The 23,225-nt window shown below is 62.8% G+C and carries 23 protein-coding genes; 12 read left to right on the forward strand and 11 right to left on the reverse strand.

Going from position 1 to position 23,225, the window contains the following annotated elements; translation table 11 throughout:
* Positions 1–152: 152 nt before the first annotated feature.
* From urtA to GEV39_RS22210, 6 genes are all read left to right on the forward strand, one after another.
* Positions 153–1,418 (forward strand): urea ABC transporter substrate-binding protein, encoded by a 1,266-nt coding sequence (gene urtA / locus GEV39_RS22185; RefSeq protein ID WP_173891233.1) that lies wholly within the window; start codon positions 153–155, stop codon positions 1,416–1,418.
* Positions 1,419–1,556: 138 nt separating this feature from the next.
* A complete protein-coding gene (gene urtB / locus GEV39_RS22190) occupies positions 1,557–3,044 on the forward strand; it encodes an urea ABC transporter permease subunit UrtB (protein ID WP_173891234.1) in 1,488 nt (495 codons plus the stop codon).
* The gene (gene urtC / locus GEV39_RS22195) at positions 3,044–4,123 is read left to right on the forward strand and encodes an urea ABC transporter permease subunit UrtC (protein ID WP_173891235.1); all 1,080 of its coding nucleotides are present in this window, start codon (positions 3,044–3,046) and stop codon (positions 4,121–4,123) included. The genes urtB and urtC overlap by 1 nt, the downstream gene beginning before the upstream one ends.
* Positions 4,120–4,977: an urea ABC transporter ATP-binding protein UrtD gene (gene urtD / locus GEV39_RS22200; RefSeq protein ID WP_029885711.1), complete on the forward strand. Its 858-nt coding sequence runs from the start codon at positions 4,120–4,122 to the stop codon at positions 4,975–4,977. The genes urtC and urtD overlap by 4 nt, the downstream gene beginning before the upstream one ends.
* Positions 4,978–5,123: 146 nt before the next feature.
* On the forward strand, positions 5,124–5,822 hold the full coding sequence (urtE, locus tag GEV39_RS22205) for an urea ABC transporter ATP-binding subunit UrtE (RefSeq protein ID WP_054904943.1): 699 nt from the start codon (positions 5,124–5,126) through the stop codon (positions 5,820–5,822).
* A gap of 31 nt (positions 5,823–5,853) precedes the next feature.
* Positions 5,854–6,369 carry a GNAT family N-acetyltransferase gene (locus GEV39_RS22210; protein WP_173891236.1) on the forward strand — a complete coding sequence of 172 codons (516 nt, stop codon included), beginning with the start codon at positions 5,854–5,856 and terminating at the stop codon, positions 6,367–6,369.
* Positions 6,370–6,435: 66 nt separating this feature from the next.
* On the opposite strand, the gene GEV39_RS22215 is transcribed toward GEV39_RS22210, so the two are convergent.
* Positions 6,436–6,741: a chaperone modulator CbpM gene (locus GEV39_RS22215; protein WP_173891237.1), complete on the reverse strand. Its 306-nt coding sequence runs from the start codon at positions 6,739–6,741 to the stop codon at positions 6,436–6,438.
* Positions 6,742–6,743: 2 nt separating this feature from the next.
* A complete protein-coding gene (gene cbpA, locus GEV39_RS22220; RefSeq protein WP_009683289.1) occupies positions 6,744–7,697 on the reverse strand; it encodes a curved DNA-binding protein in 954 nt (317 codons plus the stop codon).
* A 175-nt stretch (positions 7,698–7,872) separates the two neighbouring features.
* Between cbpA and GEV39_RS22225 the strand changes: the two genes are divergently transcribed.
* Positions 7,873–9,138, forward strand: coding sequence for an Hsp70 family protein (locus tag GEV39_RS22225; protein WP_110676661.1), 1,266 nt, complete (start codon positions 7,873–7,875; stop codon positions 9,136–9,138).
* 148 nt (positions 9,139–9,286) lie between these two features.
* On the opposite strand, the gene GEV39_RS22230 is transcribed toward GEV39_RS22225, so the two are convergent.
* From GEV39_RS22230 to GEV39_RS22240, 3 genes are all read right to left on the reverse strand, one after another.
* Complete coding sequence (locus GEV39_RS22230; protein ID WP_009683291.1) at positions 9,287–10,294, reverse strand: AI-2E family transporter; 1,008 nt, start codon at positions 10,292–10,294, stop codon at positions 9,287–9,289.
* 70 nt (positions 10,295–10,364) lie between these two features.
* Positions 10,365–10,652, reverse strand: a complete 288-nt coding sequence (locus tag GEV39_RS22235) for a PsiF family protein (protein ID WP_173891238.1) — start codon at positions 10,650–10,652, stop codon at positions 10,365–10,367.
* Between the two features lie 92 nt (positions 10,653–10,744).
* Positions 10,745–11,635, reverse strand: coding sequence for an esterase/lipase family protein (locus tag GEV39_RS22240; RefSeq protein WP_173891239.1), 891 nt, complete (start codon positions 11,633–11,635; stop codon positions 10,745–10,747).
* A gap of 123 nt (positions 11,636–11,758) precedes the next feature.
* On the opposite strand from GEV39_RS22240, the gene osmE reads away from it, so the two are divergent.
* A complete protein-coding gene (gene osmE / locus GEV39_RS22245) occupies positions 11,759–12,100 on the forward strand; it encodes an osmotically-inducible lipoprotein OsmE (RefSeq protein WP_173891240.1) in 342 nt (113 codons plus the stop codon).
* 47 nt (positions 12,101–12,147) lie between these two features.
* Positions 12,148–12,678 carry a ferritin-like domain-containing protein gene (locus GEV39_RS22250; protein WP_009683295.1) on the forward strand — a complete coding sequence of 177 codons (531 nt, stop codon included), beginning with the start codon at positions 12,148–12,150 and terminating at the stop codon, positions 12,676–12,678.
* A 336-nt stretch (positions 12,679–13,014) separates the two neighbouring features.
* Here the strand turns inward: GEV39_RS22250 and GEV39_RS22255 are convergent, their stop codons facing one another.
* Positions 13,015–15,081, reverse strand: a complete 2,067-nt coding sequence (locus tag GEV39_RS22255; protein ID WP_173891241.1) for an AsmA family protein — start codon at positions 15,079–15,081, stop codon at positions 13,015–13,017.
* A gap of 337 nt (positions 15,082–15,418) precedes the next feature.
* On the opposite strand from GEV39_RS22255, the gene GEV39_RS22260 reads away from it, so the two are divergent.
* The 3 genes from GEV39_RS22260 (at position 15,419) to GEV39_RS22270 (ending at position 17,831) form a co-directional block, all read left to right on the forward strand.
* Positions 15,419–15,871, forward strand: coding sequence for a phage infection protein (locus GEV39_RS22260; RefSeq protein ID WP_173891242.1), 453 nt, complete (start codon positions 15,419–15,421; stop codon positions 15,869–15,871).
* A 121-nt stretch (positions 15,872–15,992) separates the two neighbouring features.
* Positions 15,993–16,625 carry a TetR family transcriptional regulator gene (locus tag GEV39_RS22265; RefSeq protein ID WP_173891243.1) on the forward strand — a complete coding sequence of 211 codons (633 nt, stop codon included), beginning with the start codon at positions 15,993–15,995 and terminating at the stop codon, positions 16,623–16,625.
* Positions 16,626–16,733: 108 nt separating this feature from the next.
* A complete protein-coding gene (locus tag GEV39_RS22270) occupies positions 16,734–17,831 on the forward strand; it encodes an AGE family epimerase/isomerase (protein WP_173891244.1) in 1,098 nt (365 codons plus the stop codon).
* A gap of 35 nt (positions 17,832–17,866) precedes the next feature.
* On the opposite strand, the gene GEV39_RS22275 is transcribed toward GEV39_RS22270, so the two are convergent.
* From GEV39_RS22275 to GEV39_RS22295, 5 genes are all read right to left on the reverse strand, one after another.
* Complete coding sequence (locus tag GEV39_RS22275; RefSeq protein WP_173891245.1) at positions 17,867–18,634, reverse strand: SDR family oxidoreductase; 768 nt, start codon at positions 18,632–18,634, stop codon at positions 17,867–17,869.
* A 647-nt stretch (positions 18,635–19,281) separates the two neighbouring features.
* Positions 19,282–19,998, reverse strand: a complete 717-nt coding sequence (locus GEV39_RS22280) for an ABC transporter ATP-binding protein (protein ID WP_173891246.1) — start codon at positions 19,996–19,998, stop codon at positions 19,282–19,284.
* Positions 19,995–20,870, reverse strand: a complete 876-nt coding sequence (locus GEV39_RS22285) for an ATP-binding cassette domain-containing protein (RefSeq protein ID WP_029885721.1) — start codon at positions 20,868–20,870, stop codon at positions 19,995–19,997. Before GEV39_RS22285 ends, GEV39_RS22280 begins: the two co-directional genes overlap by 4 nt.
* The gene (gene livM / locus GEV39_RS22290) at positions 20,867–22,168 is read right to left on the reverse strand and encodes a high-affinity branched-chain amino acid ABC transporter permease LivM (protein WP_009683305.1); all 1,302 of its coding nucleotides are present in this window, start codon (positions 22,166–22,168) and stop codon (positions 20,867–20,869) included. The genes GEV39_RS22285 and livM overlap by 4 nt, the downstream gene beginning before the upstream one ends.
* Positions 22,169–22,170: 2 nt before the next feature.
* A complete protein-coding gene (locus tag GEV39_RS22295) occupies positions 22,171–23,085 on the reverse strand; it encodes an ABC transporter permease subunit (protein ID WP_029885723.1) in 915 nt (304 codons plus the stop codon).
* Positions 23,086–23,225 lie beyond the last annotated feature (140 nt).

Raw genomic sequence — 23,225 nt, forward strand, 5'->3', positions numbered from 1 at the left:
GTGCACGCAAAGGCCGCAGGCACCAAGCTGGCCCGCGCAAACGCCCCAACACCTCGCACCACCGCTCTATCCCGCCCGTTTCGCCGTTAGGCACACCCCTTGCAAAGCTCCTCCCCGCTTGCCCAACACATAAAAACCAGCGGAGAGAGCACATGAAGCGTCGTAGTCTGATCAAGGCCTTTACCCTCAGCGCATCGATTGCGGCAATGGGCCTGAGCTGGAGTATCCAGGCCGCCGAAACCATCAAGGTCGGCATCCTGCATTCGCTGTCGGGGACCATGGCCATTTCCGAGACGTCGCTCAAGGACATGGCGCTGATGACCATCGAGGAAATCAACGCCAAAGGCGGGGTCAACGGCAAGATGCTCGAACCGGTGGTGGTCGACCCTGCCTCCAACTGGCCGCTGTTCGCAGAAAAGAGCCGCCAACTGCTGACCCAGGACAAGGTCGCGGTGGTGTTCGGCTGCTGGACCTCGGTGTCGCGCAAGTCGGTGCTGCCGGTGTTCGAGGAACTCAACGGCCTGCTGTTCTACCCCGTGCAGTACGAGGGTGAAGAGATGTCGCCAAACGTGTTCTACACCGGCGCCGCCCCCAACCAGCAAGCCATCCCTGCGGTGCAATACCTGATGAGCGAAGACGGCGGCAGCGCCAAGCGCTTCTTCCTGCTGGGCACCGACTACGTCTACCCTCGCACCACCAACAAGATCCTGCGGGCCTTCCTGCACAGCAAGGGCGTGGCCGACAAGGACATCGAAGAGGTGTACACGCCTTTCGGCCACGCCGACTACCAGACCATCGTCGCCAACATCAAGAAGTTCTCCGCAGGCGGCAAGACGGCGGTCATCTCCACGGTCAACGGCGACTCCAACGTGCCGTTCTACAAAGAACTGGCCAACCAGGGCCTGAAAGCCACCGACGTGCCGGTGGTGGCGTTCTCGGTGGGCGAAGAAGAGCTACGCGGTATCGATACCAAGCCGCTGGTGGGCCACCTGGCGGCGTGGAACTACTTCGAGTCGGTGGATAACCCGGTCAACCAGAAGTTCGTCGCCGACTGGAAAGCCTACGCCAAGGCCAAGGGCCTGTCCGGTGCCGACAAGGCGGTAACCAACGACCCGATGGAGGCCACCTACGTAGGCATCCACATGTGGGCCCAGGCGGTCGAGAAAGCCAAGTCCACCGACGTGGACAAAGTCCGCGAAGCCCTGGCCGGCCAGACCTTCAAGGCACCGTCAGGCTTCACCCTGACCATGGACAAGACCAACCACCACCTGCACAAGCCGGTGATGATCGGCGAGATCCAGGATGACGGGCAGTTCAGCGTGGTCTGGGAAACCGAGCAGCCGCTGCGGGCGCAGCCATGGAGCCCGTTCATTCCAGGCAATGACAAGCGGCCAGATTACGCCGTGAAAGGTAACTGAGTGCAGGGGGCTGCTTTGCAGCCCATTCGCGGGCTTGCCCGCTCCCACAGGATCCCCACTGCCCTCTGGACCGGTGAAATCCCTGTAGGAGCGGGTTTACCCGCGAAGAATCCAACACCGATTTCCAGGATTGCCCGCATGCTCAGACTGCTGCTCACACTTCTCCTGCTAATGCCCTTGGCAACCCACGCCAGCGAGGGCGAATTCTTCCTCACCGCCAAGCCCGCGGAGCAGGCCCAACTGCTCGAAAACTGGGCAGCACAACCCGATGCTGCACGCCTGCCGCTGTTGGAAAACCTGCGCCAGGGCCGCATCGCACCCGACGACACCCGCAAGCTGCGCCTGAACAACCGCCTGCGCGGCTTGATCGACAATGCCCTGGCCAGCCACCAGTTGCTCAGCGACGACAGCGACGCCCGCCTGGCTGCCGCCCAGCAACTGCAAAAAAGCGCACAACCGGCGCAAATGGCGTTCCTCGACCGGCGCTTCGCTAGCGAGCCGGACGCTGCCGTACACGCGGCCCTGGGCCTGGCCCTGGCCAATTTGCAACTGGGCGCCAGCGAACCCGCCGTACGCCTGGCCGCCGTACGCCTGCTGGGGGAAACCGGCGACCCGCTGGCCCGCACCCGCCTTGAAGCGCTGCTGCAACCCGACGCGGAAAGCGACCCGGGCGTGCGCACCGCTGCCGAAACCAGCCTGGCCCAGGTGCAGCGCAAGCTGCTGTTCGGCGAGCTGCTCGGCCAGGCCTTCAGTGGCCTGTCGCTGGGGTCGATCCTGCTGCTGGCGGCGCTCGGCCTGGCGATCACTTTCGGCCTGCTTGGCGTGATCAACATGGCCCATGGCGAGATGCTGATGCTCGGCGCCTACAGCACCTATATGGTCCAGGTGCTGGTGCAGCGTTATGCCCCGGGTGCCATCGAGTTCTACCCGCTGATCGCCCTGCCGGTGGCCTTCGCCATCAGCGCCGGCGTCGGCATGGCGCTGGAGCGCACGGTCATCCGCCACCTGTATGGCCGCCCACTGGAAACCCTGCTGGCCACCTGGGGGATCAGCCTGATCCTGATCCAGGCCATCCGCCTGCTGTTCGGCGCGCAGAACGTCGAAGTCAGCAACCCGGCATGGTTGTCGGGCGGCATCCAGCTGCTGCCCAACCTGGTGCTGCCCTACAACCGCCTGGTGATCATCGGCTTCGCCCTGGCGGTGGTGCTGCTGACCTGGCTGCTGCTCAACCGCACGCGGCTGGGCCTGAACGTGCGGGCGGTGACCCAGAACCGCAACATGGCGGCATGCTGCGGTGTGTCTACCGGGCGCGTCGACATGCTGGCCTTCGGCCTTGGCTCGGGCATCGCCGGGCTGGGCGGCGTAGCCCTGAGCCAGGTGGGCAACGTCGGCCCGGACCTGGGCCAGAGCTACATCATCGACTCGTTCCTGGTGGTGGTGCTCGGCGGGGTCGGGCAACTGGCCGGTAGCCTCTGGGCGGCGTTCGGCCTTGGCATTGCCAACAAGCTGCTGGAACCCCAGATCGGCGCCGTACTCGGCAAGATTCTCATCCTTGCGTTGATCATTCTGTTCATCCAGAAGCGCCCGCAAGGCCTGTTCGCCCTCAAGGGACGGGTAATCGACTGATGAACCAGCCACTGCTAGTCACTGCTACGCAAAAGGCCGGGCCGCGCCTGTCGCTGGCCGTCGGCGCCGTCGTCACCCTGCTGCTGGTCGCCCTGCCGCTGTTGTCGCTGCTCCCGGCTGACCACGCCTTGCAAGTGTCGGCCTATACCCTGACCTTGGTCGGCAAGATTCTCTGCTACGCCATCGTCGCCCTGGCCCTGGACCTGGTCTGGGGCTACGCCGGCCTGCTGTCACTGGGCCACGGCCTGTTCTTCGCCCTGGGCGGGTATGCCATGGGCATGTACCTGATGCGCCAGGCGGCCGGGGACGGCCTGCCCGGGTTCATGGCTTTTCTGTCGTGGACCGAGCTGCCATGGTACTGGGCCGGAACCCAGCATTTTGCCTGGGCCCTGTGCCTGGTGGTGCTGGCCCCCGGGCTGCTGGCGCTGGTGTTTGGCTGGTTCGCCTTCCGCTCGCGGATCAAGGGGGTGTACTTCTCGATCATGACCCAGGCCCTGACCTTCGCCGGCATGTTGTTATTCTTCCGCAACGAAACCGGCTTCGGCGGCAACAACGGCTTCACCAACTTCCGCACCATTCTGGGCTTCGACATCACCGCGCAAGGGACCCGCGCCGTGTTGTTCCTGCTGACGGTCGGCCTGCTGCTGGCCAGCCTGTACCTGTGCTGGCGGCTGACCCGCAGCAAGTTTGGCCGCCTGCTGACCGCAGTGCGCGACGCCGAGAACCGCCTGATGTTCTGCGGCTACGACCCGCGCGGTTTCAAGCTGCTGGTATGGGTGCTCAGCGCCGTGCTGTGCGGCCTGGCCGGGGCGCTGTACGTGCCCCAGGTGGGCATCATCAACCCCAGCGAGATGTCACCGACCAACTCCATCGAAGCCGCCGTGTGGGTAGCCCTTGGTGGCCGTGGCACGCTGATCGGGCCGTTGCTCGGCGCCGGCCTGGTCAACGGCATGAAAAGCTGGTTCACCGTGGCCTTCCCGGAGTTCTGGCTGTTTTTCCTCGGTGCGCTGTTCATTCTCGTCACCCTGTACCTGCCCAAGGGCGTGGTCGGCCTGTTGAAAAAAAGGAGCCAGCCATGAGAGGCGTGCCCCCGGTGCATCCCGAATTCATGCTCGAACCGGTATTCGACCCGCTCGGCGCCGGCCGCGACGCCATTGGCCTGGGCCACACCCGCAAGGCGGGCCTGGATACCCGCCACGGCACGGTGCTGAGCCTGGAAGACATCAGTGTCAGCTTTGACGGTTTCAAGGCGCTGAACGCGCTCAACCTGTACATCGGGGTGGGTGAGTTGCGCTGCATCATCGGCCCCAATGGCGCCGGCAAGACCACCCTGATGGACGTGATCACCGGCAAGACCCGACCAGACAGCGGCACGGCCTACTTTGGCGACACCCTCGACCTGACCCGCCTGGGCGAGTACCAGATCGCCCAGGCCGGGATTGGCCGCAAGTTCCAGAAACCCACGGTGTTTGAGGCGCTGACGGTGTACGAGAACCTGGAGCTGGCGCTGAAGACCGACAAATCGGTATGGGCCAGCCTGGCTGCACGGCTGAGCGGCGAGCAGCGCCAGCGCATCGAAGAGGTGCTGACCACCTTGCGCCTGCTGCCGCTGGCCCAGCGCCAGGCGGGCCTGCTGTCGCACGGGCAGAAGCAGTTCCTCGAAATCGGCATGCTGCTGGTACAAGAGCCGCAGTTGCTGTTGCTGGATGAACCCGTGGCGGGCATGACCGATGCCGAGACCGAGTTCACCGCCGAGCTGTTCAAGGGCTTGGCCGGCAAGCATTCGCTGATGGTGGTCGAGCACGACATGGGGTTTGTCGGCAGCATCGCTGACCACGTGACTGTACTGCACCAGGGCAGTGTGCTGGCAGAAGGGTCGCTGGAGCAGGTGCAGGCGGATGAGCGGGTGGTCGAGGTGTACCTGGGCCGCTAGACAGGGATACCTGTGCCGGCCTATTCGCGGGTAAACCCGCTCCCACAGGTAATGCACAAGTCTTGAAATCTGTGCGGTCCCTGTAGGAGCGGGTTCACCCGCAAATAGGCCGGCACAGGCACAGCAACACTTTCAGGAACACCAACATGCTCAAGATCGACACCCTGCACCAGTACTACGGCGGCAGCCACATTCTGCGCGGCCTCTCCTTCGAAGCCAAAGTCGGCGAAGTGACCTGCCTGCTGGGCCGCAACGGGGTCGGCAAGACCACCCTGCTGCGCTGCCTGATGGGCCTGGTGCCCGCCCGGGATGGCAGCATCGAATGGGAAGGCAAACCGATTACCGCGCTCAAACCCCAGCAACGCGTACACGCCGGCATTGCCTACGTGCCCCAGGGCCGTGAGATTTTCCCGCGCCTGACCGTCGAGGAGAACCTGCTGATGGGCCTGTCGCGTTTCCCCGCGCGAGAGGCCCGCGAAGTGCCTGCCTTCATCTACGAGCTGTTCCCGGTGCTTGAGCAAATGAAGCAGCGCCGGGGCGGCGACCTGTCTGGCGGGCAGCAGCAACAGCTGGCCATTGGCCGCGCCCTGGCCAGCCGGCCGCGCCTGCTGATCCTCGACGAACCGACCGAAGGCATCCAGCCGTCGGTCATCAAGGAAATCGGCGCCGTCATCCGTCGCCTTGCCGCACGGGGGGACATGGCGATCCTGCTGGTGGAGCAGTTCTACGATTTTGCCGAAGAGCTGGCCGACCAGTACCTGGTCATGGCCCGTGGCGAGATCGTGCAGCGCGGGCGCGGCGAAAACATGCAAGCCGAGGGTGTGCGCGGCCTGGTAACCATTTAACCTGCAAGCACCGTACTTGCGAGACCCTGTCATGAGTTACCAGCTGCGCGATGCCCTGCCCGCCGACGTGCCGGGCATCCTCGATATCTACAACGACGCCGTGCGCACTACCACGGCGATCTGGAACGAAACCCCGGTAGACCTGGCCAACCGCCAGGCCTGGTTCGAAGCACGTGCGCAGCAGGGCTACCCGATACTGGTGGCTGTGGATGACACGGGCGTGCTGGGCTATGCCTCGTTTGGCGACTGGCGGCCGTTCGAGGGTTTCCGCCTGACCGTGGAACACTCGGTGTACATCCGCGGCGACCAGCGGGGCAAGGGGCTGGGGCCGGTGTTGATGGCGGCGCTGATCGAGCGTGCACAAGGCTGCGGCAAGCATGTGATGGTCGCGGCCATCGAAAGTGGCAATGCGGCGTCGGTCCGCCTGCATGAGCGGCTGGGTTTCGTGGTGACCGGGCAGATGCCCCAGGTTGGCGTGAAGTTCGGCCGCTGGCTGGATTTGACCTTCATGCAGCTGGTGCTGAACCCGGGAGCTGAACCAGGCTGAAACGGGGCCGCTTGTGGGAGGGCCCTTTCGCGACCCTGCCACTCCCACAAAACCCGGCGCGCAAGCCTACATCTGGGTAAACCTGCCCAGCCGCTGCTTCAACATGCTGTTCTCGCTGCGCAGCTGCTGCACTTCCTGCAACAGCTCCAGCGCCAGCGCCACCCCTTCCCACTCCAGCTCCAGTTCCCGGTGCAGCTTGGCCGCGCGCTTGGCCAATAACGGCGCCTGATCGTCAAACAGCCAGTCCTCTGGCGTTCGGCCAGAAGGCTCGACAATGCCGTGTTCGACAATTTCGATCACGCAGTCCGCCGAGACATCGGCTTCCTGACACAGGGTACGCATGTCCAGTTGAACGATCAGGGTGCTGCTCATGATCACTTACTCCATTGTGTCCTCGGGTTGAACGCCGCTTTCTCGGCGAGCTTCGCCCACAGTTCGCGGGCAGACTCGTCGGATGCCGGCGGCATCACCACCTTCAGCTGTGCATACAGGTTACCGCGCTCACCGTGCTTGCTCGCCAGGCCTTTGCCCGGTACACGCAGGCGCTGGCCGCTCTGGCTGTCCGGGCGGATGGTCAGGTTGATCTTGCCGTCCAGGGTGGGTACCGCAACCTTGGTGCCCAGCGCAGCCTCCCATGGCGCCAGCGGCACGGTGATGATCAGGTCATGGCCTTCAACATCGAACAGCGGGTGCGGTGCCATGCGAATGGTCAGGAACAGGTCGCCATTGGCGCCGCCGCCACTGCCCGGCGCGCCCTGGCCCTTGAGGCGGATACGCTCGCCATCGGTGACCCCGGCCGGAATCTTCACGTTCAGGGTTTTGGTGGTGAAACCGGTGCGCTGGCCCATGGCATTGGTTTGCGGCACCTGGAAGCTGATCTGCTTGGACTCCTTGCTCAGGGTTTCTTCAAGGAATACGGCCAATTCAAGTTCCACGTCCTGCCCCCGCCTGCCGGCACTGCGTTGCTGCTGCCGGCCACCACCGAAGGGGTTGCCACCACGGTTGCCGAATATCGAGCTGAAGAAGTCGGAGAAATCGCCGCCTTCGAAGCCGCCACCGCCACCGCGGTTTTCCCAGCCCGGTGGCGCCTGGAATGGCCGGCCGTGCTGGCCGCCATACTTGCGGATCTCATCGAACTCGGCACGTTTCTGCGCGTCGCCCAGAACCTCGTAGGCCTCGTTGGCCTCTTTGAATTTGTCCTCGGCGTCGCGTTCCTTGCTGACATCGGGGTGGTACTTGCGTGCCAGCTTGCGGTACGCGGCCTTGATCGCCTTCTCGTCCGCCGTGGGCTCTACGCCAAGTATCTTGTAATAGTCTTTGAAGTCCATCTGTGGATCACCAATGTGAAAGTGCGTGTTGCAACTGAAGATGCTACTGAAGATAGGGGTCAAGCATAGCCTTTCAAGACCGCCTTGGCTTTGCTCCATCGCAGACGACTGGTCTTGATTCTGTAGCCAACTGGCATAAACTGCGCGGCCGTTTTGCCTCCGGAAGCCTTTTCCCATGTCTGACGTAACCCCGGCCCGTGCCCTGGGCATCGACTTTGGCACCTCCAACTCCACGGTTGGCTGGCACCGCCCTGGGGTCGAGTCGCTGATTGCCCTGGAAGACGGCAAGATCACCTTGCCCTCGGTGGTGTTCTTCAACATTGAAGAGCGGCGCCCGGTCTATGGCCGCCTGGCCCTGCACGAGTACCTGGAAGGCTACGAAGGCCGCCTGATGCGCTCGCTGAAAAGCCTGCTGGGCTCCAAGCTGATCAAGCACGACACCAGCGTGCTGGGCAGTGCCTTGCCGTTCAAGGACCTGCTGGGCATGTTCATCGGCGAGCTGAAAAAGCGTGCCGAGGCGGCCGCGGGCCGCGAGTTCGACCAGGTCGTGCTGGGGCGCCCGGTATTTTTCGTCGACGAAGACCCGGCCGCCGACCAGGAGGCCGAAGACACTCTGGCCGAGGTGGCACGCAAGCTCGGCTTCAAGGACGTGTCGTTCCAGTACGAACCGATTGCCGCCGCGTTCGACTACGAGTCGACCATCAGCCGCGAAGAGCTGGTACTGATTGTCGACATTGGCGGTGGTACCTCGGACTTCACCCTGATCCGCCTGTCGCCAGAGCGCCACCTGCTGGCCGAGCGCCAGAGCGACATCCTGGCCACGGGCGGCGTGCACATCGGCGGTACCGACTTCGACAAGCAGCTGAGCCTGCAGGGCGTGATGCCGCTGTTCGGCTACGGTAGCCGCATGAAAAGCGGCGCCCTGATGCCGACCAGCTACCACCTCAACTTGGCCACCTGGCACACCATCAACGCGCTGTACTCGCAGAAGTCGCAGCTGGCGCTGGGCAGCATGCGCTACGACATCGAGGACAGCTTCGGTATCGACCGGCTGTTCAAGCTGATCGAGCAGCGTGCCGGGCACTGGCTGGCGATGGAAGTGGAAGCCAGCAAGATCGAACTGACCGAGCGCGACAGCCGCCGCATCGACCTGCACCGGGTCGAGCCTGAACTGTCTGCCGAACTGACCCGGGTGCTGTTCGAAGAGGCCATTGAGGGGTTGCTGGAGCGTGTGCGCGGCAGCGTGAGCGAGCTGCTGGCCAAGGCCGGGGTGAGCGAAGGCCAGGTCGACACGGTGTTCTTCACCGGTGGTTCCAGCGGTATTCCGGCATTGCGCAACAGCGTGTCGGCGATGTTGCCCAATGCGCGCCATGTGGAGGGCAATATCTTTGGCAGTATTGGTAGTGGGCTGGCGATCGAAGCGCGCAAGCGGTACGGATAAGCTACAAGCTACAAGCTACAAGCTACAAGCTACAAGCTACAAGCTACAAGCTACAAGCTACAAGCTGAGAGGTGTTAGTGCATCTATAGGTGCTCAGCTTGCAACTTGCAACTTGCAACTTGCAACTTGTAGCTTGCCGCTTGCCGCTTCAGACCAGCTCGGCCCGCTTCAGCTCACTTTTCAGGTAGGCATAGTAGATCGGCCCCGCCACCACCCCAGGCAGCCCGAACGCCGCCTCGAACACCAACATCGCCAGCAGCAGCTCCCACGCCTTGGCGCTGATCTGCCCACCCACGATACGGGCGTTGAGGAAGTACTCGACCTTGTGGATGACGATCAGGTAGCCCAGCGCCGCCGCCGCCACCCAGATCGACAGCGACAAGCCGACGATGGTGATCAGGGTGTTGGACATCAGGTTGCCGATCACCGGCAGCAGCCCAAGCAGGAAGGTCAGTACGATCAGGGTCTTGGTCAGCGGCAGGTGCACCCCGAACAGCGGCATCACCACTGCCAGGAATATGCCGGTAAAGGCCGTGTTCAGCAGCGAAATCTTGATCTGGGCGAAGACGATGTTGCGAAACGCCTGTACCAGCAAGGCCAGGCGCTCGAACAATGCCGCCGCCAACGGTTTGCGCCGGGACACATCGGGAATGCGCTGCAAGGCAATGATGGCGCCGAGGATCATGCCGATCAGCAGCGTGACGAACATGTGCGCCATGCCCTTGCCGACCAGTTGCAGGTCGCTGAGGTGGCTTTTGATCCAGTCGCCGATGGCGACCTTGAATTCGGCAGCACTGGCGGGCAGGTAGGCTTCGATGAACGGCGGCAGCTGGCTGCGGGCCTGTTCGACCAAGGCCATGAACTTGTCCAACGAGGCGCCGGGGTTTTCCGCCTCGTGCAGCAGGAAGCTGAACGCGCCGGCAATCAGCAGGCTCAGGCTGAGCACCACCAGCGTGCCAAGCAGCGCCACCGCCAGCCAGCGCGCGCGTTGCCCGGCCAGCAGGGGTTGCAGGCGCGGGGTCAGCATGTTGACCAGTTCAAATACCAGCAAGCCGGCCAGCAGGCTGGGCAATAACTTCAGCGGCAAAGCCAGCAACAGCCCGGCCATGACGATGATCAGGCTGGCCAAGGTAATCTGACGCGGGGTAAAGGTCATACAGCCTCGAAGGCAGACAGCGGGAATGCCCGCAGTCTGCCAGCCTTGGCGGCGCAGGCATAGGCGCAGGTCATTTGTTCTTCAGGCAGTCACTCATGAACGCTTTGCGCTCGTCCCCCTTCAGGGCTTTGCTGGTGGCGTCGGCGTTGCAGGTTTTCATCTTTTCCTGTTGGGTTTGCGGGGCGCTCTTCTTCAGGCAGGTGCTCATGAAGGCCTTGCGCTCATCACCCTTGAGGGCCTTGGCGGTGGCGTCGGCATTGCAGGTTTTCATTTTTTCCTGCTGCGCGGTGTTGGCAGCGAAGCCTTGGGCGCTGAACATCAACGCCAGGGCCAGTAACGGGATGTGCAGCACTTTCATGGAGTGGTCTCCTGGGCTCCGTGCCCGATGCACGGGTGTCGAGGTGAGAGTGTAGCCAAGAATTTCAGCCCCCCAGCCCCCCACATCCGCCGTTAAAGGCCTGCCGCCTTGAGCCGCGCGGCGTGTTCGGTGAACAGCCGCACCGGCTCGGCACCCCGCCCTACGGCGCCGAACTGCTGGTTGACGATATCGAGGTGGTCGAGCGGGTAATCGTCACCGATCACCTGCCCCAAGTGCGAGCTGAAGCGCCCCACCATACCGTCGCACTGGCCCTTTTCCCTGACGAAGCTGCGGGCGAACAGGCGGCAGAAACGGTTGCTGCCATCGAAGCGGTTGCGCCCCCGGTCGGTCAGCCCGGGCTGCAAGGTGCCGGACCATGAGTAATAGCGTACTCCGTTGACTTCATGGGCGCCTTCCCCGCCCCAGGTGGCCGGCAAGCCCTGTGGGTAAGCCTGGTTGAACAGCGCCACCCCGGCGCTGGTCAGCGACTGATGCGAGGCATGCACATCCACCGGCAACGGCTCGCGCCGCCAACCGGTTTCCAGCCACCCCAGCACCACGGCAAGGGCATGCAGCATCGCTCTCAGAATGCGCCCCTGGGGCGAATCCCCCGGCGCCGTGCGTTGCAGATGGTCGGCCAGCTCCGAGCCATGGTTGGGCCCGGCCACCGAGGTGACCGATGCCACCCTGGCTGGCCGCCTGGCGGCCGCGTAACGCGCGCTCAGGGCGCCTTGGCTATGGCCGATGAGGTTGACCCTGGCGGCGCCCGTGCGCCTGCAGATGTCTTCGATGATGGTTAGCAGTTGCTCGCCGCGCACCTCACTGCTGTGCAGCGGCGAAACCTGTACCGGGAACACCTGCGCGCCCCCTTTGCGCAAGGCCGGGACAATGCCGAACCAGTAAGGATAGAACCCCGCCCGCACGAACCCGAGCATCCCTGGCACCAGTACCAAGGGGTATTGCGTGGCCAAATCCTGCTGCATTGCCCCTGACCCTTTGCGTGGAGGTTTGGCCAACACTACAGTGGCTTTCGTGGGCATCGCAATCGAACTCCTGGCGCGCGCTGTTGTTCAAAACCACACAGACCCTTTGCAAGGAGCGGGACCATGTACAAGCAGACCCTGGCAATCCTTCTGGCAAGCGCCACCCTCGCCGCCTGCGGCAGCCGCCCGGAAAACCCGGTCGACTACGTCACCTACCGTGACGAACCGCTGGTCAAGCAGGTGGAGCACGGCATGACCATGCAGAAGGTCATCGCCATTGGCGGTAGCCCATCGAACGTGATCGACCTGCCGCACGGGGGCACCTGCAACGACTACATTCTTAATCACGAAGGCAAGCAACAACCGTATTACGTGCGCTTCGACGCCACCGGCCATGTTGATGCCAAAGGCTTCAAAACCTGTAAACAACGCGAAGAAGACAGCGAGGCCGTTCACGGCGCGTAAGTCTCACCCTGCATGCCACGACCACCCTGATGCTTTCGGAGATAAACATGAGTGCTACTGAACTGACCGATGTAAAAACCCTGCGCGAACGTGCCCGCCAGCATGTTGAGCAAGGGGCCGTAACCGAGGGTTACCATGCCGACCGCGAGCAGATCCTGCGCCTGCTGAACGAGTCGCTGGCGACCGAGCTGGTGTGTGTACTGCGCTACAAGCGCCACTACTTCATGGCCAGCGGTATCAAGGCAAGCGTTGCCGCGAGCGAATTCCTGGAGCATGCCAACCAGGAAGCCGAGCACGCCGACAAGCTGGCTGAGCGCATCGTGCAGTTGGGCGGCGAACCGGATTTCAACCCCGACAACCTGACCAAGAACTCGCATGCTCAGTATGTGGCCGGTAATTCCCTGAAGGAGATGGTGCTGGAAGACCTGGTCGCTGAGCGCATCGCGATCGACAGCTACCGCGAAATCATCCAGTACATCGGCGACAAAGACCCGACCACCCGCCGCATCTTCGAAGACATCCTGGCGCAGGAAGAAGAGCACGCAGACGACATGTCCGACTTGCTGCAAGGCTTGTAAGCACCAGGGGCCAGTCAGTTAAGCGTTACTGGGGCTGCTTTGCAGCCCTTCGCGGGCGCGCCCGCTCCCACACGTTCGGCGCTGAACTCAAGAAATGCGCGATCCCTGTGGGAGCGGGCGTGCCCGCGAAGGGCCGCAAAGCGGCCCCAAATTACTTAACTGAATGGCATTAGGCGCTTAGCGCCCCTCGTAAGAGCGGGTTCACCCGCGAAGAGGCCGGGCCTGCCGACGGCTATCTCCTGGCCATTTACCGTCGCATCCGCCACCGCATTCGCGGGTAAACCCGCACCTCAAACAGAGCCCGTGCGTGGTAATGGCCAGCAACACAACTACCCGCTATTTACGCCCGTTCACCGCAGCGGGTGCCTTGCCCGCCTTCATCTGCTGCAACAACGGTGTGCACTGGTTCGGATCATCGCCACTGCTGGGTGCAATCAGCGCCAGCAAACCGGCTGCAGGCCCTGCCACAACCCCCAACGCCACCATGCCCGCACCGCGCAACGCCAAGGGCACCGCCTGTACACCCGCACTGGGTTTGGCAAATGGCCCGCGTACATACAGCGGCGAACGCAGCGAGAACAGCCGTAGCCCCTTCGATTCAGGGGTGATCTTCAGGTCCAACTGCTCACTGGCAAAATTCGCCGTGCCATTGATATAGATAATCGCGTTCTCGGTGTCGAAGATGAACAGCCGGGTCGAGGCCAAGCCGTCCTTGATGCCAACATCGGCCGCCGCGCAGTTGATTTGCACGTCCTCATCGCCAAACAGCTTGCCGACCACATAGTTGCCCACGTTCAAACCCGCAATCTCCATCAGGCTGCGGCTGATGGCGCCATCGTTGACCAACATGCGCAGGTCACCATTGGCCGTGCCTAACAGGGCAGCTACAGAATTGCCACGGCCACTGATATCGGCATCGCCATTGAGCTCACCAAAGCTGGTCTGCATGGGCGCGAAACCGGGGAACAATTGCTTGAGCTTGAAGCCACGCGCAGTCAACTGCGCCCGCCCTTGCAGCGGCACGCTGCGCCCGTCCAGGCGAATGTTGGAGGCCAGGTTGCCACCGGCTACGCCAAACCGCAGCGGCTCCAGGCGTAGCAGCCCGTCATCGAGGATCACATGTGCCGCCAGGTCGTTGAACGGCAGTTGCGCACTGTGCACGATGCGCTTGCCGGCAAAGGTGACGTCGGCGTCCATGGCGCGCCAGCGATCGGTGCGGAACTCTTCCACCGGCAGCACCTTGCCGGCCGGTTGCTTGCTGGCCCCGCCACGGGCCTTCTGCTCGGCATTGGAGTCAGCGCCGATCAGCGGCGCCAGGTCCTTGAACAGCAGCTGGTTGGACACCAGCTTGCCCGTCAGCTTGGGCCGTGGCTGGCTGGCGACGAAGGCCAGGTCGCCGTGGATGTCGCTGTCGCCGATCTTGCCGTTGAAACCCTCGTACTTGAAACGCGCACCTTCGGCTGCATGCAGGTTGGCGCTGAGCCGGCCGTCTGTGGAATAGGCCGGGGTGTCGGGCAAGGTAACCCCCGTCAAGGGGTAGAGGTTGCCCAGGCTGGCGCCCGACAGGCGCAGGCGCAGGTCAAGGGCACCCAGGTTGCGTGGGTCGGTCAGGGTGCCGGCAAGTACCACGTGCGTATCGGCAATGCGCACGTCGGCCTGCAACGGGAACGGCTGGGTGGCGTCCTGCAGCGCCAGCAGGCCACCGATCTTGCCGGCGCCAGACACCGGCTGCCCCTTGTAGCGGCCCTGGGCCTTGAAAGCAAAGGCGTAATCCTGGGCTCCACCGACTTTTTCAGCGCTGGCCTTGCCCACGATTTCGCTGAAGGGGATTGGCTTGCCCAATGGGTCAACCTGCACCTTCATGCTGGTTTTCAAGGGCTGGTCGTCGAAGCTGACATTGCCTTGGTCAAAGCCGATGGCACCAATGTCCAGCTGCCATTTGGAAGGTGCCTCGTTTTCGTCCTTCGGCCCGAAGTCGAATGTCCAGTTGGCCCGGCCATCTGCCAACCGGGTCAGGCTGGCCGTGGGCTTGGTCAGGTTGATGCGCGGGATGCTGATCTTCTGCACCAATAGCGCAAGTGGCGCCAGGCGGAACTCTACGCGCTCCAGGCCCACCATCTTCGGCTCCTGCAACCACTCAGGGTTGCCCAGGGTGAGGTCTTCGGCGGTGAAGTGCGGCCATGGCACCCAGGCACGCCAACCGCCTTCTTCTGGCTCGGTACGCCAATGCACGGCGAGGTTGCCATTGATTGCGAACGGCCGATGCAAGGCCTCGGACACCTTCTCGTTGAGCAACGGCTTGACGCGGTTCCAGTCGAAGGTGGCGATCACCACTACCAGTATTGCCAGCAGCGTCAGCAGGGTGGCGAGGGTCCAGACGAGGATTCTGGCGGGTCGCGTCATTGCGTGATTCTCCTTGCGGGGCTCGAAACAGGCGCGGCGGTGGCACTTAGTATCTGGGACTGATGAAAACCCGTGGGGTTTTATCGGTAGCGTCATCTTAGCGAAGTTTTTCCTGGCCATTCGCTCAGCAAATCGTGGCGCGGCCGCGCGCATGTTACCCCACGACAACCTCGGCATTTTGCCATCAACCAGCCTGGAAGGTGCTTAATAGACTGGTCGCCGAGCTCTATCAATATGGTCGATTGTTACCATTATCCGTATGAACTTCTCTCTGGCGTTACCCGGCGTAGCATTGGCTTCGTACCCACTTTCCAGCCCCCGAAAGGAGCACCGAATCATGAAACGCCAACTGCTGACCCTGACCCTGTCCATTCTGGCCGCCAACGCCTTTGCCCTGCCAGCCGCTGAACAACACCTCACTGCGGAATCGCGTTCGAGCGCTGTCGAGATTGCGCAACCGCTGAAAACAGTCGCCGAAGGTGGTTCGGACCGCCTCATCGAACAATCCGGCCGCGTGGCCGAAGGTGGCTCGGACCGACTGATCGAACAGTCCGGCCGCGTTGCCGAAGGTGGCTCGGATCGCCTCATCGAACAATCCGGCCGCGTTGCCGAAGGTGGCTCGGACCGACTGATCGAACAGTCCGGCCGCGTTGCCGAGGGTGGTTCGGACCGACTGATCGAACAGTCCGGCCGCGTTGCCGAGGGTGGTTCGGACCGACTGATCGAACAGTCCGGCCGCGTTGCCGAGGGTGGTTCGGATCGCCTGGTTGCAATCAGCCACGTGAGCTGATTGCCATGGCTGAAAAGAACAACCTGTGTCACAGCGCTTGCTCCCCTCCCAGCCCGGTCATTGACCGGGCTTCGTTTTTTTAACTAGAGTGCCCAGCCTCACCGTCACAGAAGCCCGCACCATGCTGCCGCGCGCCGAACAGAAGCTACAGACTCGCCAGGCCCTTCTCGATGCGGCCTGCCAGCTCATGGAAAGTGGCCGTGGCTTTGGCAGCATCAGCCTGCGCGAAGTGGCGAAGACAGCCGGCATCGTGCCAACCGGCTTTTACCGGCATTTCCCGGATATGGACGCCCTGGGCCTGGCCCTGGTGGCCGAGATCGATACCACCTTCCGCCAGACCATTCGCCTGGTCCGCCACAACGAATTCGAGCTGGGCGGCATCACCGACGCCTCGGTGCGCATCTTTCTCGATGTAGTCGCCGCCCACCGCGCGCTGTTTCTGTTCCTGGCGCGGGAACAGTATGGTGGGTCACAGCCGGTGCGCCAGGCCATTGCCCGCCTGCGTCAGAACATCAGCGACGACTTGGCCACCGACCTTGCGCGCATGAAACGCTGGCAGCACCTGGACAGCGCGGCGCTGGCAGTAATGGCCGACCTGGTGGTGAAGACCGTGTTCGCCACCCTGCCCGAGCTGATCGACAGCCCAGAAGCGGGTTACCCACAGGCGCTTTCGCCGCAGGAAAAGATTACCCAGCAGTTGCGCTTCATCTTCGTCGGAGCGCGGCATTGGCAAGGGTTAGGCAACCCGGGCTGAGCGCCCTGCGCTCAACGCCGCCCCGACAGCCGGGCAAGCGCACCACCGGCTACCGAAAACCCCACATCTGCTACCATGGCGCCCTGCCCGACAGCCACGAGCGCCGACATGTCCGACCCCCGCCCTACCCTGCCCGCACTGGCCCGTTTCAACCAGCACTTCGCCGAGCGCATCGTGCCAATGTGGCAAGGCCCTGGCTGGAATGCCGACATGGCACTGCCCTACGAAGCCCTGGACGCCCAGCACCGGCCGTTACCGGTACAGCGCTACCGGGCCATGGCCTGCGCCCGCCAGCTGTACCTGTTCAGCAGCCGCATCGAACAACCGGGCGCCGCCGAGCGTGCAGCCGCGCTGTTCCGCTCGCTGCAGAAGCACTTTCATGATGCGGAGCACGGGGGCTGGTTCTACAGCATCGATGCCCAGGGCAACCCGCAGGACCGGCGCAAGGACCTGTATACCCACGCCTTCATCGTCTTTGCCTGCGCGCACTACTGGGGCAAGGTGGGCGAAAGCCTAGTGGAGTCCACACTCAATGCCGGCCTCGACATCATCGACCAGCAGTTCGCCAGGGACGATGGCCTGTACGAAGCAAGCCTGGGCGAGGACTGGGCAGACCTGGGCAGCGGCCCCCTGCAGAATCCACAGATGCACCTGGCCGAGGCCTTCCTGCAGGTACTGGCTGTTCGCGACGACGAACATACCCGGCAGTCACTGCTGCAACTGTGTGCAGCGCTCCAGGCGCATTTCGTCGAACCGGCCCATGGGCTGATGCTGGAGAAGCCACGCGCGGCTGTGGATAACTGGTACGAGCCTGGCCACCAGTTCGAATGGTTCTACCTGTTGCACACCTCCCCGCTGCTGCGTGATACGCCGCTGCATGCCTCGATCGACCGGGGGTTCAGCTGCGCCGAACAGCAAGGGGTGCAGGGTGGCGCAGTGCTTGCCATGCTGGGCGTGGATGGCCAGGTGCTGGACGCCACCCAGCGCATCTGGGCACAGGCGGAGTACCTGCGCGCGTTGGTGCTGCGCGCTGGCGGTGAAGCCAGGTTGCCTGAACAGTTGCAGGTGCTGGAAGCGCGGTTCCTGCGCGAGGCTGGCTGGTACGAATGCCGGGATGGCGAGGGTGCCGTCAGCCGGCACGACATGCCTTCGACCACACCCTATCACCTGGCAACTTGCCTGGAAGGCTTGCAGCGCCTGAGCTGAAGCCTTCGCGGTTGTTGCCGCCGAGCGGCCCTGGCTCAGCCCTTGACCGACCGGTCGATCGAAAACCCAGCCCAGTCCTGGCTCACCGGCATCAGCTCAAGGCTGTTGATGTTGATGTGCGCGGGCTGGTTGAGGATCCAGAAGATGGTCTCGGCAATGTCCTGCGGCTGGATAGGCTCGGCGCCTGCGTAGGTGGCGTCATACTTGGCTTGGTCACCACCGAACCGTACCAACGAGAATTCACTTTCGCACAGGCCCGGCTCGATATTGCTCACACGCACACCTGTGCCACGCAGGTCGCAGCGCAGGCTCAGCGAGAACTGCCCGACAAAGGCCTTGGTGCCGCCATACACGTTGCTGCCCGGGTACGGATAGTTGCCGGCCACCGAACCGACGTTGAGAATCGACGCCCCACGGCCATGGGCAATCAGCCGTGGCAGCAGCAGGCGGGTGGTGTACATCAGGCCCTTGATGTTGGTGTCGACCATGGTTTCCCAGTCGTCCAGGCTGCAGTTCTGCGCCGCATCCACGCCCAGGGCCAGGCCGGCGTTGTTGACCAGGCCCTGCAGTTTGTCGAAGCCGGCTGGCAGGTTGGCAATGGCCTGCTCCATGGCTTTGCGGTCACGCACATCGAGTACCAGGCCATGCACTTCGGTCTTGGCAGCAAGCTCGGCGCACAAGGCGTCCAGGCGCTCCTTGCGACGACCGGTTAGCACCAGCTTCCAGCCGGCTTCGGCGAAGCGGCGGGCAGTGGCCTCGCCGAAACCCGAGGTGGCGCCAGTGATGAATACAGTGGATGACATGCTCTGTTCCTCGCAGTGGGTGGTCATGGCAGTTTTGCAGCATGCCCGCGGCCGACGCTGGCGGCAAGCTGAAAGACGGCTGGTCATTTTTTGTTCATGTGCGGCAAACCCTTGTGGCAGAGGCCTCGGCGCCAGCTATGCGCATGTTATCCACAGGGCTTTCCCCACGGATTGGGGGCAACTTCGCTGTCCGGCGGAACCCTTGGCGCCTGTCGTGGTCGGCGACGTTCCTTTAGGTGGCGGCGCAAGGCTTTCAAGCATGCCGCCTGTAGCAGGATGTCCAAGGTTTTTACACAGAGTTATACACAGGATCTGCGCAGTGCTGGGAGTGGTTGGTATGACGTGAATTGGCTGGGAAAACAATCCACAGGGGTGCACTGATCAAAAAATGATCATGACGCTGTATGGCTTGATGGTGTTGGGCTGGACGGGGATACCACCATGTTTTCCACAGGGGGTTCCACATTATCGGTGGAAAAGATTTGGCTTGTGGGAAGCGGGGTTGGGTAGCTGTGGGTGAACGGGTTGAAGGCCCGGCTAGGTTGAGTTGTCCACATGGGAAGGGGGCTGCGTTGCAGCCCATCGCGACACAAGGCCGCTCCTACAGGGGACCGCGACCGGGCATGGATCGCGGCCCCTAGGGGTAACTAATGCCCACCCAGGTAAGCGCTGCGTACTTCTTCGTTGACCAACAACTCTTGCCCGGTCCCGGTCATGCGAATTTGCCCGTTGACCATCACATAGGCACGGTCCGACAGTTTCAGGGCGTGGTTGGCGTTCTGTTCCACAAGGAATATGGTCATGCCGGTCTTCGCCAGTTCCCGCAGGGTCGAGAAGATCTGCTTGACCACGATGGGTGCCAACCCCAGCGAGGGCTCGTCCAGCAACAGCAATTTTGGCCGGCTCATCAGCGCCCGAGCAATCGCCAGCATCTGCTGCTCGCCACCGGACATGGTCATGGCCCGCTGGTTACGCCGCTCTTTGAGGCGCGGGAAGAGTTCGTACATGCGCTGCATGTCTTCGTCTGCATGCTTGTCGCCAATGGGGATGGTCCCCATCATCAGGTTTTCCTCGACGCTCATGTCGGGGAATACCCGGCGCCCTTCCGGCGACTGGGCGATGCCGTTGGAAGCAATGTAGTGCGATGACTTGCGGGTAATGTCGGTGCCACGGTAGATGATCTGCCCAGAAGCAGCCCGCGGCTGCCCGAATATCGACATCAGCAGGGTCGACTTGCCGGCCCCGTTGGCGCCGATAAGGCTGACCGTCTCACCTTCGTTGATGTGCATCGATACCTTTTTCAGCGCCTGGATCGGCCCATAGAACACGTCCAGGTCCTTCAGCTCGAGAATGGGTGCACTCATACCAGTTCCTCTTCGTCTGCACCCAGGTAGGCAGCGATCACCGTCGGGTTGTTGCGGATGTCCTGTGGCGCACCCTCGGCAATCACGTTGCCGTGGTCCAGTACCACGATATGGTCGGAAATGCTCATGACCATGCCCATGTCGTGTTCGATCAGCACCACGGTGATATCGTGCTCGTCACGCAGCACGCGAATCATCTGGCTAAGCGCCTCGGTCTCCTGCGGGTTCAAGCCCGCCGCCGGTTCGTCCAGGCATATGATTTTCGGTCGCGTGCACATGGCGCGGGCGATTTCCAGGCGGCGCTGCTGCCCATACGACAGCTCACCGGCCAGGCGGTTGGCGCAGTCGACCAGGTCGACCACCTCCAGCCAGTAGAAGGCGTGGTCCAGCGCATCGCTTTCGGCCTTGCGGTAGGCCTTGGTATTGAATACCCCCGCCAGCAGGTTGCGGTTGACCCACATGTGCTGGGCCACCAGCAGGTTCTCCACCACCGACATTTCCTTGAAAAGCCGGATGTTCTGGAAGGTGCGCGCCAGGCCCGCGCGGTTGACCAGGTGGGTGCCGCCGAACATCTTGTAGTACAGGCGGCTGGCAAAGCGTGCCGGCGAAACGAAGTCGGCCGCCTGGAAACGCTCGCCCAGCAGCTGGATCACATTGGTGTGGCTACCGCGCACATTCAGTTCGATGCGTCCGCCACTGGCCTTGTAGAAGCCGGTCAGGCAGTTGAACACCGTGGTCTTGCCGGCGCCGTTGGGGCCGATCAGGGCGAAGATCTGGTTGCGCCTGACCTTCAGGCTCACGTCGCTGAGCGCCTTGATGCCGCCGAACTGCATCATCAGGTTGTCGACCGACAGAATGATTTCGTCGCTCATGGCGCCACTCCTTTACGCGGGGTCACACCGGTACGGCTGATGCGGATCAGCCCCCGCGGTCGCCAGATCATCATCAACACCATCAGTACGCCGAACAGCAGCACCCGGTACTCGGAGAAGCTGCGCAGCAACTCGGGCGCCACGGTCAGCACGAATGCGGCAATGACGACGCCTACGGTGGAGCCCATGCCACCCAGCACGACGATGGCGAGAATCAAGGCCGACTCGAAGAAGGTGAACGACGAGGGGTTCACGAAACCTTGGTAAGTGGCGAAGAACACGCCGGCCAAACCCGCGGTGGAAGCACCCAGGGTGAAGGCCGAGAGCTTGACCAGCACGTGGTTCAGGCCCATCGAACGGCAGGCGATCTCGTCTTCGCGCAGCGCTTCCCAGGCCCGGCCGACCGGCATGCGGGTCAAGCGGTGCTTGATGTAGAGCACGGCCAGCACGACCATGAACAGCACCGCATAAATGAACACGAACTTGAGGTTGGGGTTGTAGGCAAAGCCGAAGAACTCATGGATGGGCACCCCACCGTCCTTGGCCCGGCGGCCGAACTCCAGGCCAAGGAAGGTCGGCGACGGCGCCGGCATGCCGTTGGGGCCGCCGGTGAACGACAGCCAGTTGTTCAGCACCAGGCGAATGATCTCGCCAAAGCCCAGCGTCACGATTGCCAGGTAGTCACCGTGCATGCGCAGCACCGGGAAGCCCAGGATGCAACCGGCAAGGGCCGCCGCAATGGCTGCCAGCGGCAGCACACTCCAGAAGCCCAGGCCAAGGTACTGGTAACCCAGAGCGAGGCCGTAGGCGCCAATGGCGTAGAAGGCCACGTACCCCAGGTCGAGCAGGCCGGCCAGGCCGACCACGATGTTCAGGCCCAGGCCGAGCAGCACATAGATCAGGCCGAGGATGACCACGGTCAGCAGGTACTTGTTGGCGAAGATCGGGAAGACGATGGCAATCACGATCAGCGCCGGGATGATGTAGCGCAGCCGCGACACATAGTTCGGCGCCCGCACATGCACGCCCGAGCCACCGCTGTCGAAGCCTTCGAGCATGCGCCGGCCGGCAGCGGTCTGCACATACAGGCTGAGCAGGAAACGCCCGAGCATCACGCCACCTACCAGCCAGGCCACGCGGCGCGGTTCAGCGTTGAAGGTATAACCGTCGAGCACCACGCCGACGATCGGGCCAAACACGATCAGCGCCAGCAGGCCGGCGACGAGGGTTTCGAGCAGGCTGCGTTTGATATCGAAACCTTTGGTTTCAGAGGCAGAAGCAATTTTGGCAATCGACATGTTCACACCTTAGCCACGAGCGGGCGACCCAGCAGGCCTTGTGGGCGGAAGATAAGGATCATCACCAGCAGCGAGAAGCTGAACACGTCCTTGTAGTCGGAGTTGATCAGGCCGGAGAACAGCGATTCGGAGATCCCCAGGATGATTCCGCCGAGCATGGCGCCAGGCAGGGAGCCAATGCCACCGAGCACTGCAGCGGTGAATGCCTTGATACCGATGATGAAGCCGGCATAGAAGTCGAAGGTGCCGTAGTTCATGGTGATCAGCACCCCTGCCAGGGCGGCCATCACTGCACCAATGACGAATACGTAGGAAATGACCCGGTCGGTGTTGATGCCCAAGATCGAGGCCATCTTGCGGTCTTGCTGGGTAGCGCGGCACATGCGGCCGAGCTTGGTGTATTTGATGACGTAGGTCAGCAGGCCCATGCCGACAAATGCCGCCACCAGGATGAAGATCTTGGTGTAGGTCAGTTGCACGAAGCCGGTGCCGACGTCGATGCGCATGGCGCCTTCGAGCAAGGTTGGCACGCCTTGCTGGCGAGCGCCCTGGCTGATCTGTGCGTAGTTCTGCAGGATCAGCGAAATGCCGATGGCGCTGATCAGCGGTGCCAGGCGGGTAGAGTTACGCAGCGGCTTGTAGGCGATGCGCTCGATGGTGAAGCCGTACACACCCGTGACGACGATGGTGAACAACAGCGTGCCCAGCATCAGCAGGGGAAACGACTCGACGCCAAAATAGGCCAGCAATGCCAGGCTGATCGCCGCCAGGTAGGCGGAAATCATATACACCTCGCCGTGCGCGAAGTTGATCATGCCGATAATGCCATAGACCATTGTGTAGCCGATGGCGATCAGGCCATAGACCGACCCGAGGGTCAGGCCGTTGACCAGTTGCTGCAGGAAAATACCATCCATAACGCAATCTCACTGAGCGAGACTGCACGCATGCCGACCACGCAAGGCCACGGACAATGCGGCCCCAGCAGTGCACGACCGTGCAGGTCTCCGAATAAGGACAGGTACCGCGGGGGCTCAGGCCCGGGCGCATGCGCAAC

The sequence above is a fragment of the Pseudomonas sp. NY5710 genome, from assembly GCF_013305665.1.
Classification (GTDB): Bacteria; Pseudomonadota; Gammaproteobacteria; order Pseudomonadales; family Pseudomonadaceae; genus Aquipseudomonas; species Aquipseudomonas juntendi.

What these genes read in the sequence shown, in the direction of transcription:
- urtA (WP_173891233.1), top strand. Translation starts at nt 153, where the DNA reads ATGAAGCGTCGTAGTCTGATCAAGGCCTTTACCCTCAGCGCATCGATT.
- urtB (WP_173891234.1), top strand. Translation starts at nt 1,557, where the DNA reads ATGCTCAGACTGCTGCTCACACTTCTCCTGCTAATGCCCTTGGCAACC.
- urtC (WP_173891235.1), top strand. Translation starts at nt 3,044, where the DNA reads ATGAACCAGCCACTGCTAGTCACTGCTACGCAAAAGGCCGGGCCGCGC.
- urtD (WP_029885711.1), top strand. Translation starts at nt 4,120, where the DNA reads ATGAGAGGCGTGCCCCCGGTGCATCCCGAATTCATGCTCGAACCGGTA.
- urtE (WP_054904943.1), top strand. Translation starts at nt 5,124, where the DNA reads ATGCTCAAGATCGACACCCTGCACCAGTACTACGGCGGCAGCCACATT.
- GEV39_RS22210 (WP_173891236.1), top strand. Translation starts at nt 5,854, where the DNA reads ATGAGTTACCAGCTGCGCGATGCCCTGCCCGCCGACGTGCCGGGCATC.
- GEV39_RS22215 (WP_173891237.1), bottom strand. Translation starts at nt 6,741, where the DNA reads ATGAGCAGCACCCTGATCGTTCAACTGGACATGCGTACCCTGTGTCAG.
- cbpA (WP_009683289.1), bottom strand. Translation starts at nt 7,697, where the DNA reads ATGGACTTCAAAGACTATTACAAGATACTTGGCGTAGAGCCCACGGCG.
- GEV39_RS22225 (WP_110676661.1), top strand. Translation starts at nt 7,873, where the DNA reads ATGTCTGACGTAACCCCGGCCCGTGCCCTGGGCATCGACTTTGGCACC.
- GEV39_RS22230 (WP_009683291.1), bottom strand. Translation starts at nt 10,294, where the DNA reads ATGACCTTTACCCCGCGTCAGATTACCTTGGCCAGCCTGATCATCGTC.
- GEV39_RS22235 (WP_173891238.1), bottom strand. Translation starts at nt 10,652, where the DNA reads ATGAAAGTGCTGCACATCCCGTTACTGGCCCTGGCGTTGATGTTCAGC.
- GEV39_RS22240 (WP_173891239.1), bottom strand. Translation starts at nt 11,635, where the DNA reads ATGCAGCAGGATTTGGCCACGCAATACCCCTTGGTACTGGTGCCAGGG.
- osmE (WP_173891240.1), top strand. Translation starts at nt 11,759, where the DNA reads ATGTACAAGCAGACCCTGGCAATCCTTCTGGCAAGCGCCACCCTCGCC.
- GEV39_RS22250 (WP_009683295.1), top strand. Translation starts at nt 12,148, where the DNA reads ATGAGTGCTACTGAACTGACCGATGTAAAAACCCTGCGCGAACGTGCC.
- GEV39_RS22255 (WP_173891241.1), bottom strand. Translation starts at nt 15,081, where the DNA reads ATGACGCGACCCGCCAGAATCCTCGTCTGGACCCTCGCCACCCTGCTG.
- GEV39_RS22260 (WP_173891242.1), top strand. Translation starts at nt 15,419, where the DNA reads ATGAAACGCCAACTGCTGACCCTGACCCTGTCCATTCTGGCCGCCAAC.
- GEV39_RS22265 (WP_173891243.1), top strand. Translation starts at nt 15,993, where the DNA reads ATGCTGCCGCGCGCCGAACAGAAGCTACAGACTCGCCAGGCCCTTCTC.
- GEV39_RS22270 (WP_173891244.1), top strand. Translation starts at nt 16,734, where the DNA reads ATGTCCGACCCCCGCCCTACCCTGCCCGCACTGGCCCGTTTCAACCAG.
- GEV39_RS22275 (WP_173891245.1), bottom strand. Translation starts at nt 18,634, where the DNA reads ATGTCATCCACTGTATTCATCACTGGCGCCACCTCGGGTTTCGGCGAG.
- GEV39_RS22280 (WP_173891246.1), bottom strand. Translation starts at nt 19,998, where the DNA reads ATGAGTGCACCCATTCTCGAGCTGAAGGACCTGGACGTGTTCTATGGG.
- GEV39_RS22285 (WP_029885721.1), bottom strand. Translation starts at nt 20,870, where the DNA reads ATGAGCGACGAAATCATTCTGTCGGTCGACAACCTGATGATGCAGTTC.
- livM (WP_009683305.1), bottom strand. Translation starts at nt 22,168, where the DNA reads ATGTCGATTGCCAAAATTGCTTCTGCCTCTGAAACCAAAGGTTTCGAT.
- GEV39_RS22295 (WP_029885723.1), bottom strand. Translation starts at nt 23,085, where the DNA reads ATGGATGGTATTTTCCTGCAGCAACTGGTCAACGGCCTGACCCTCGGG.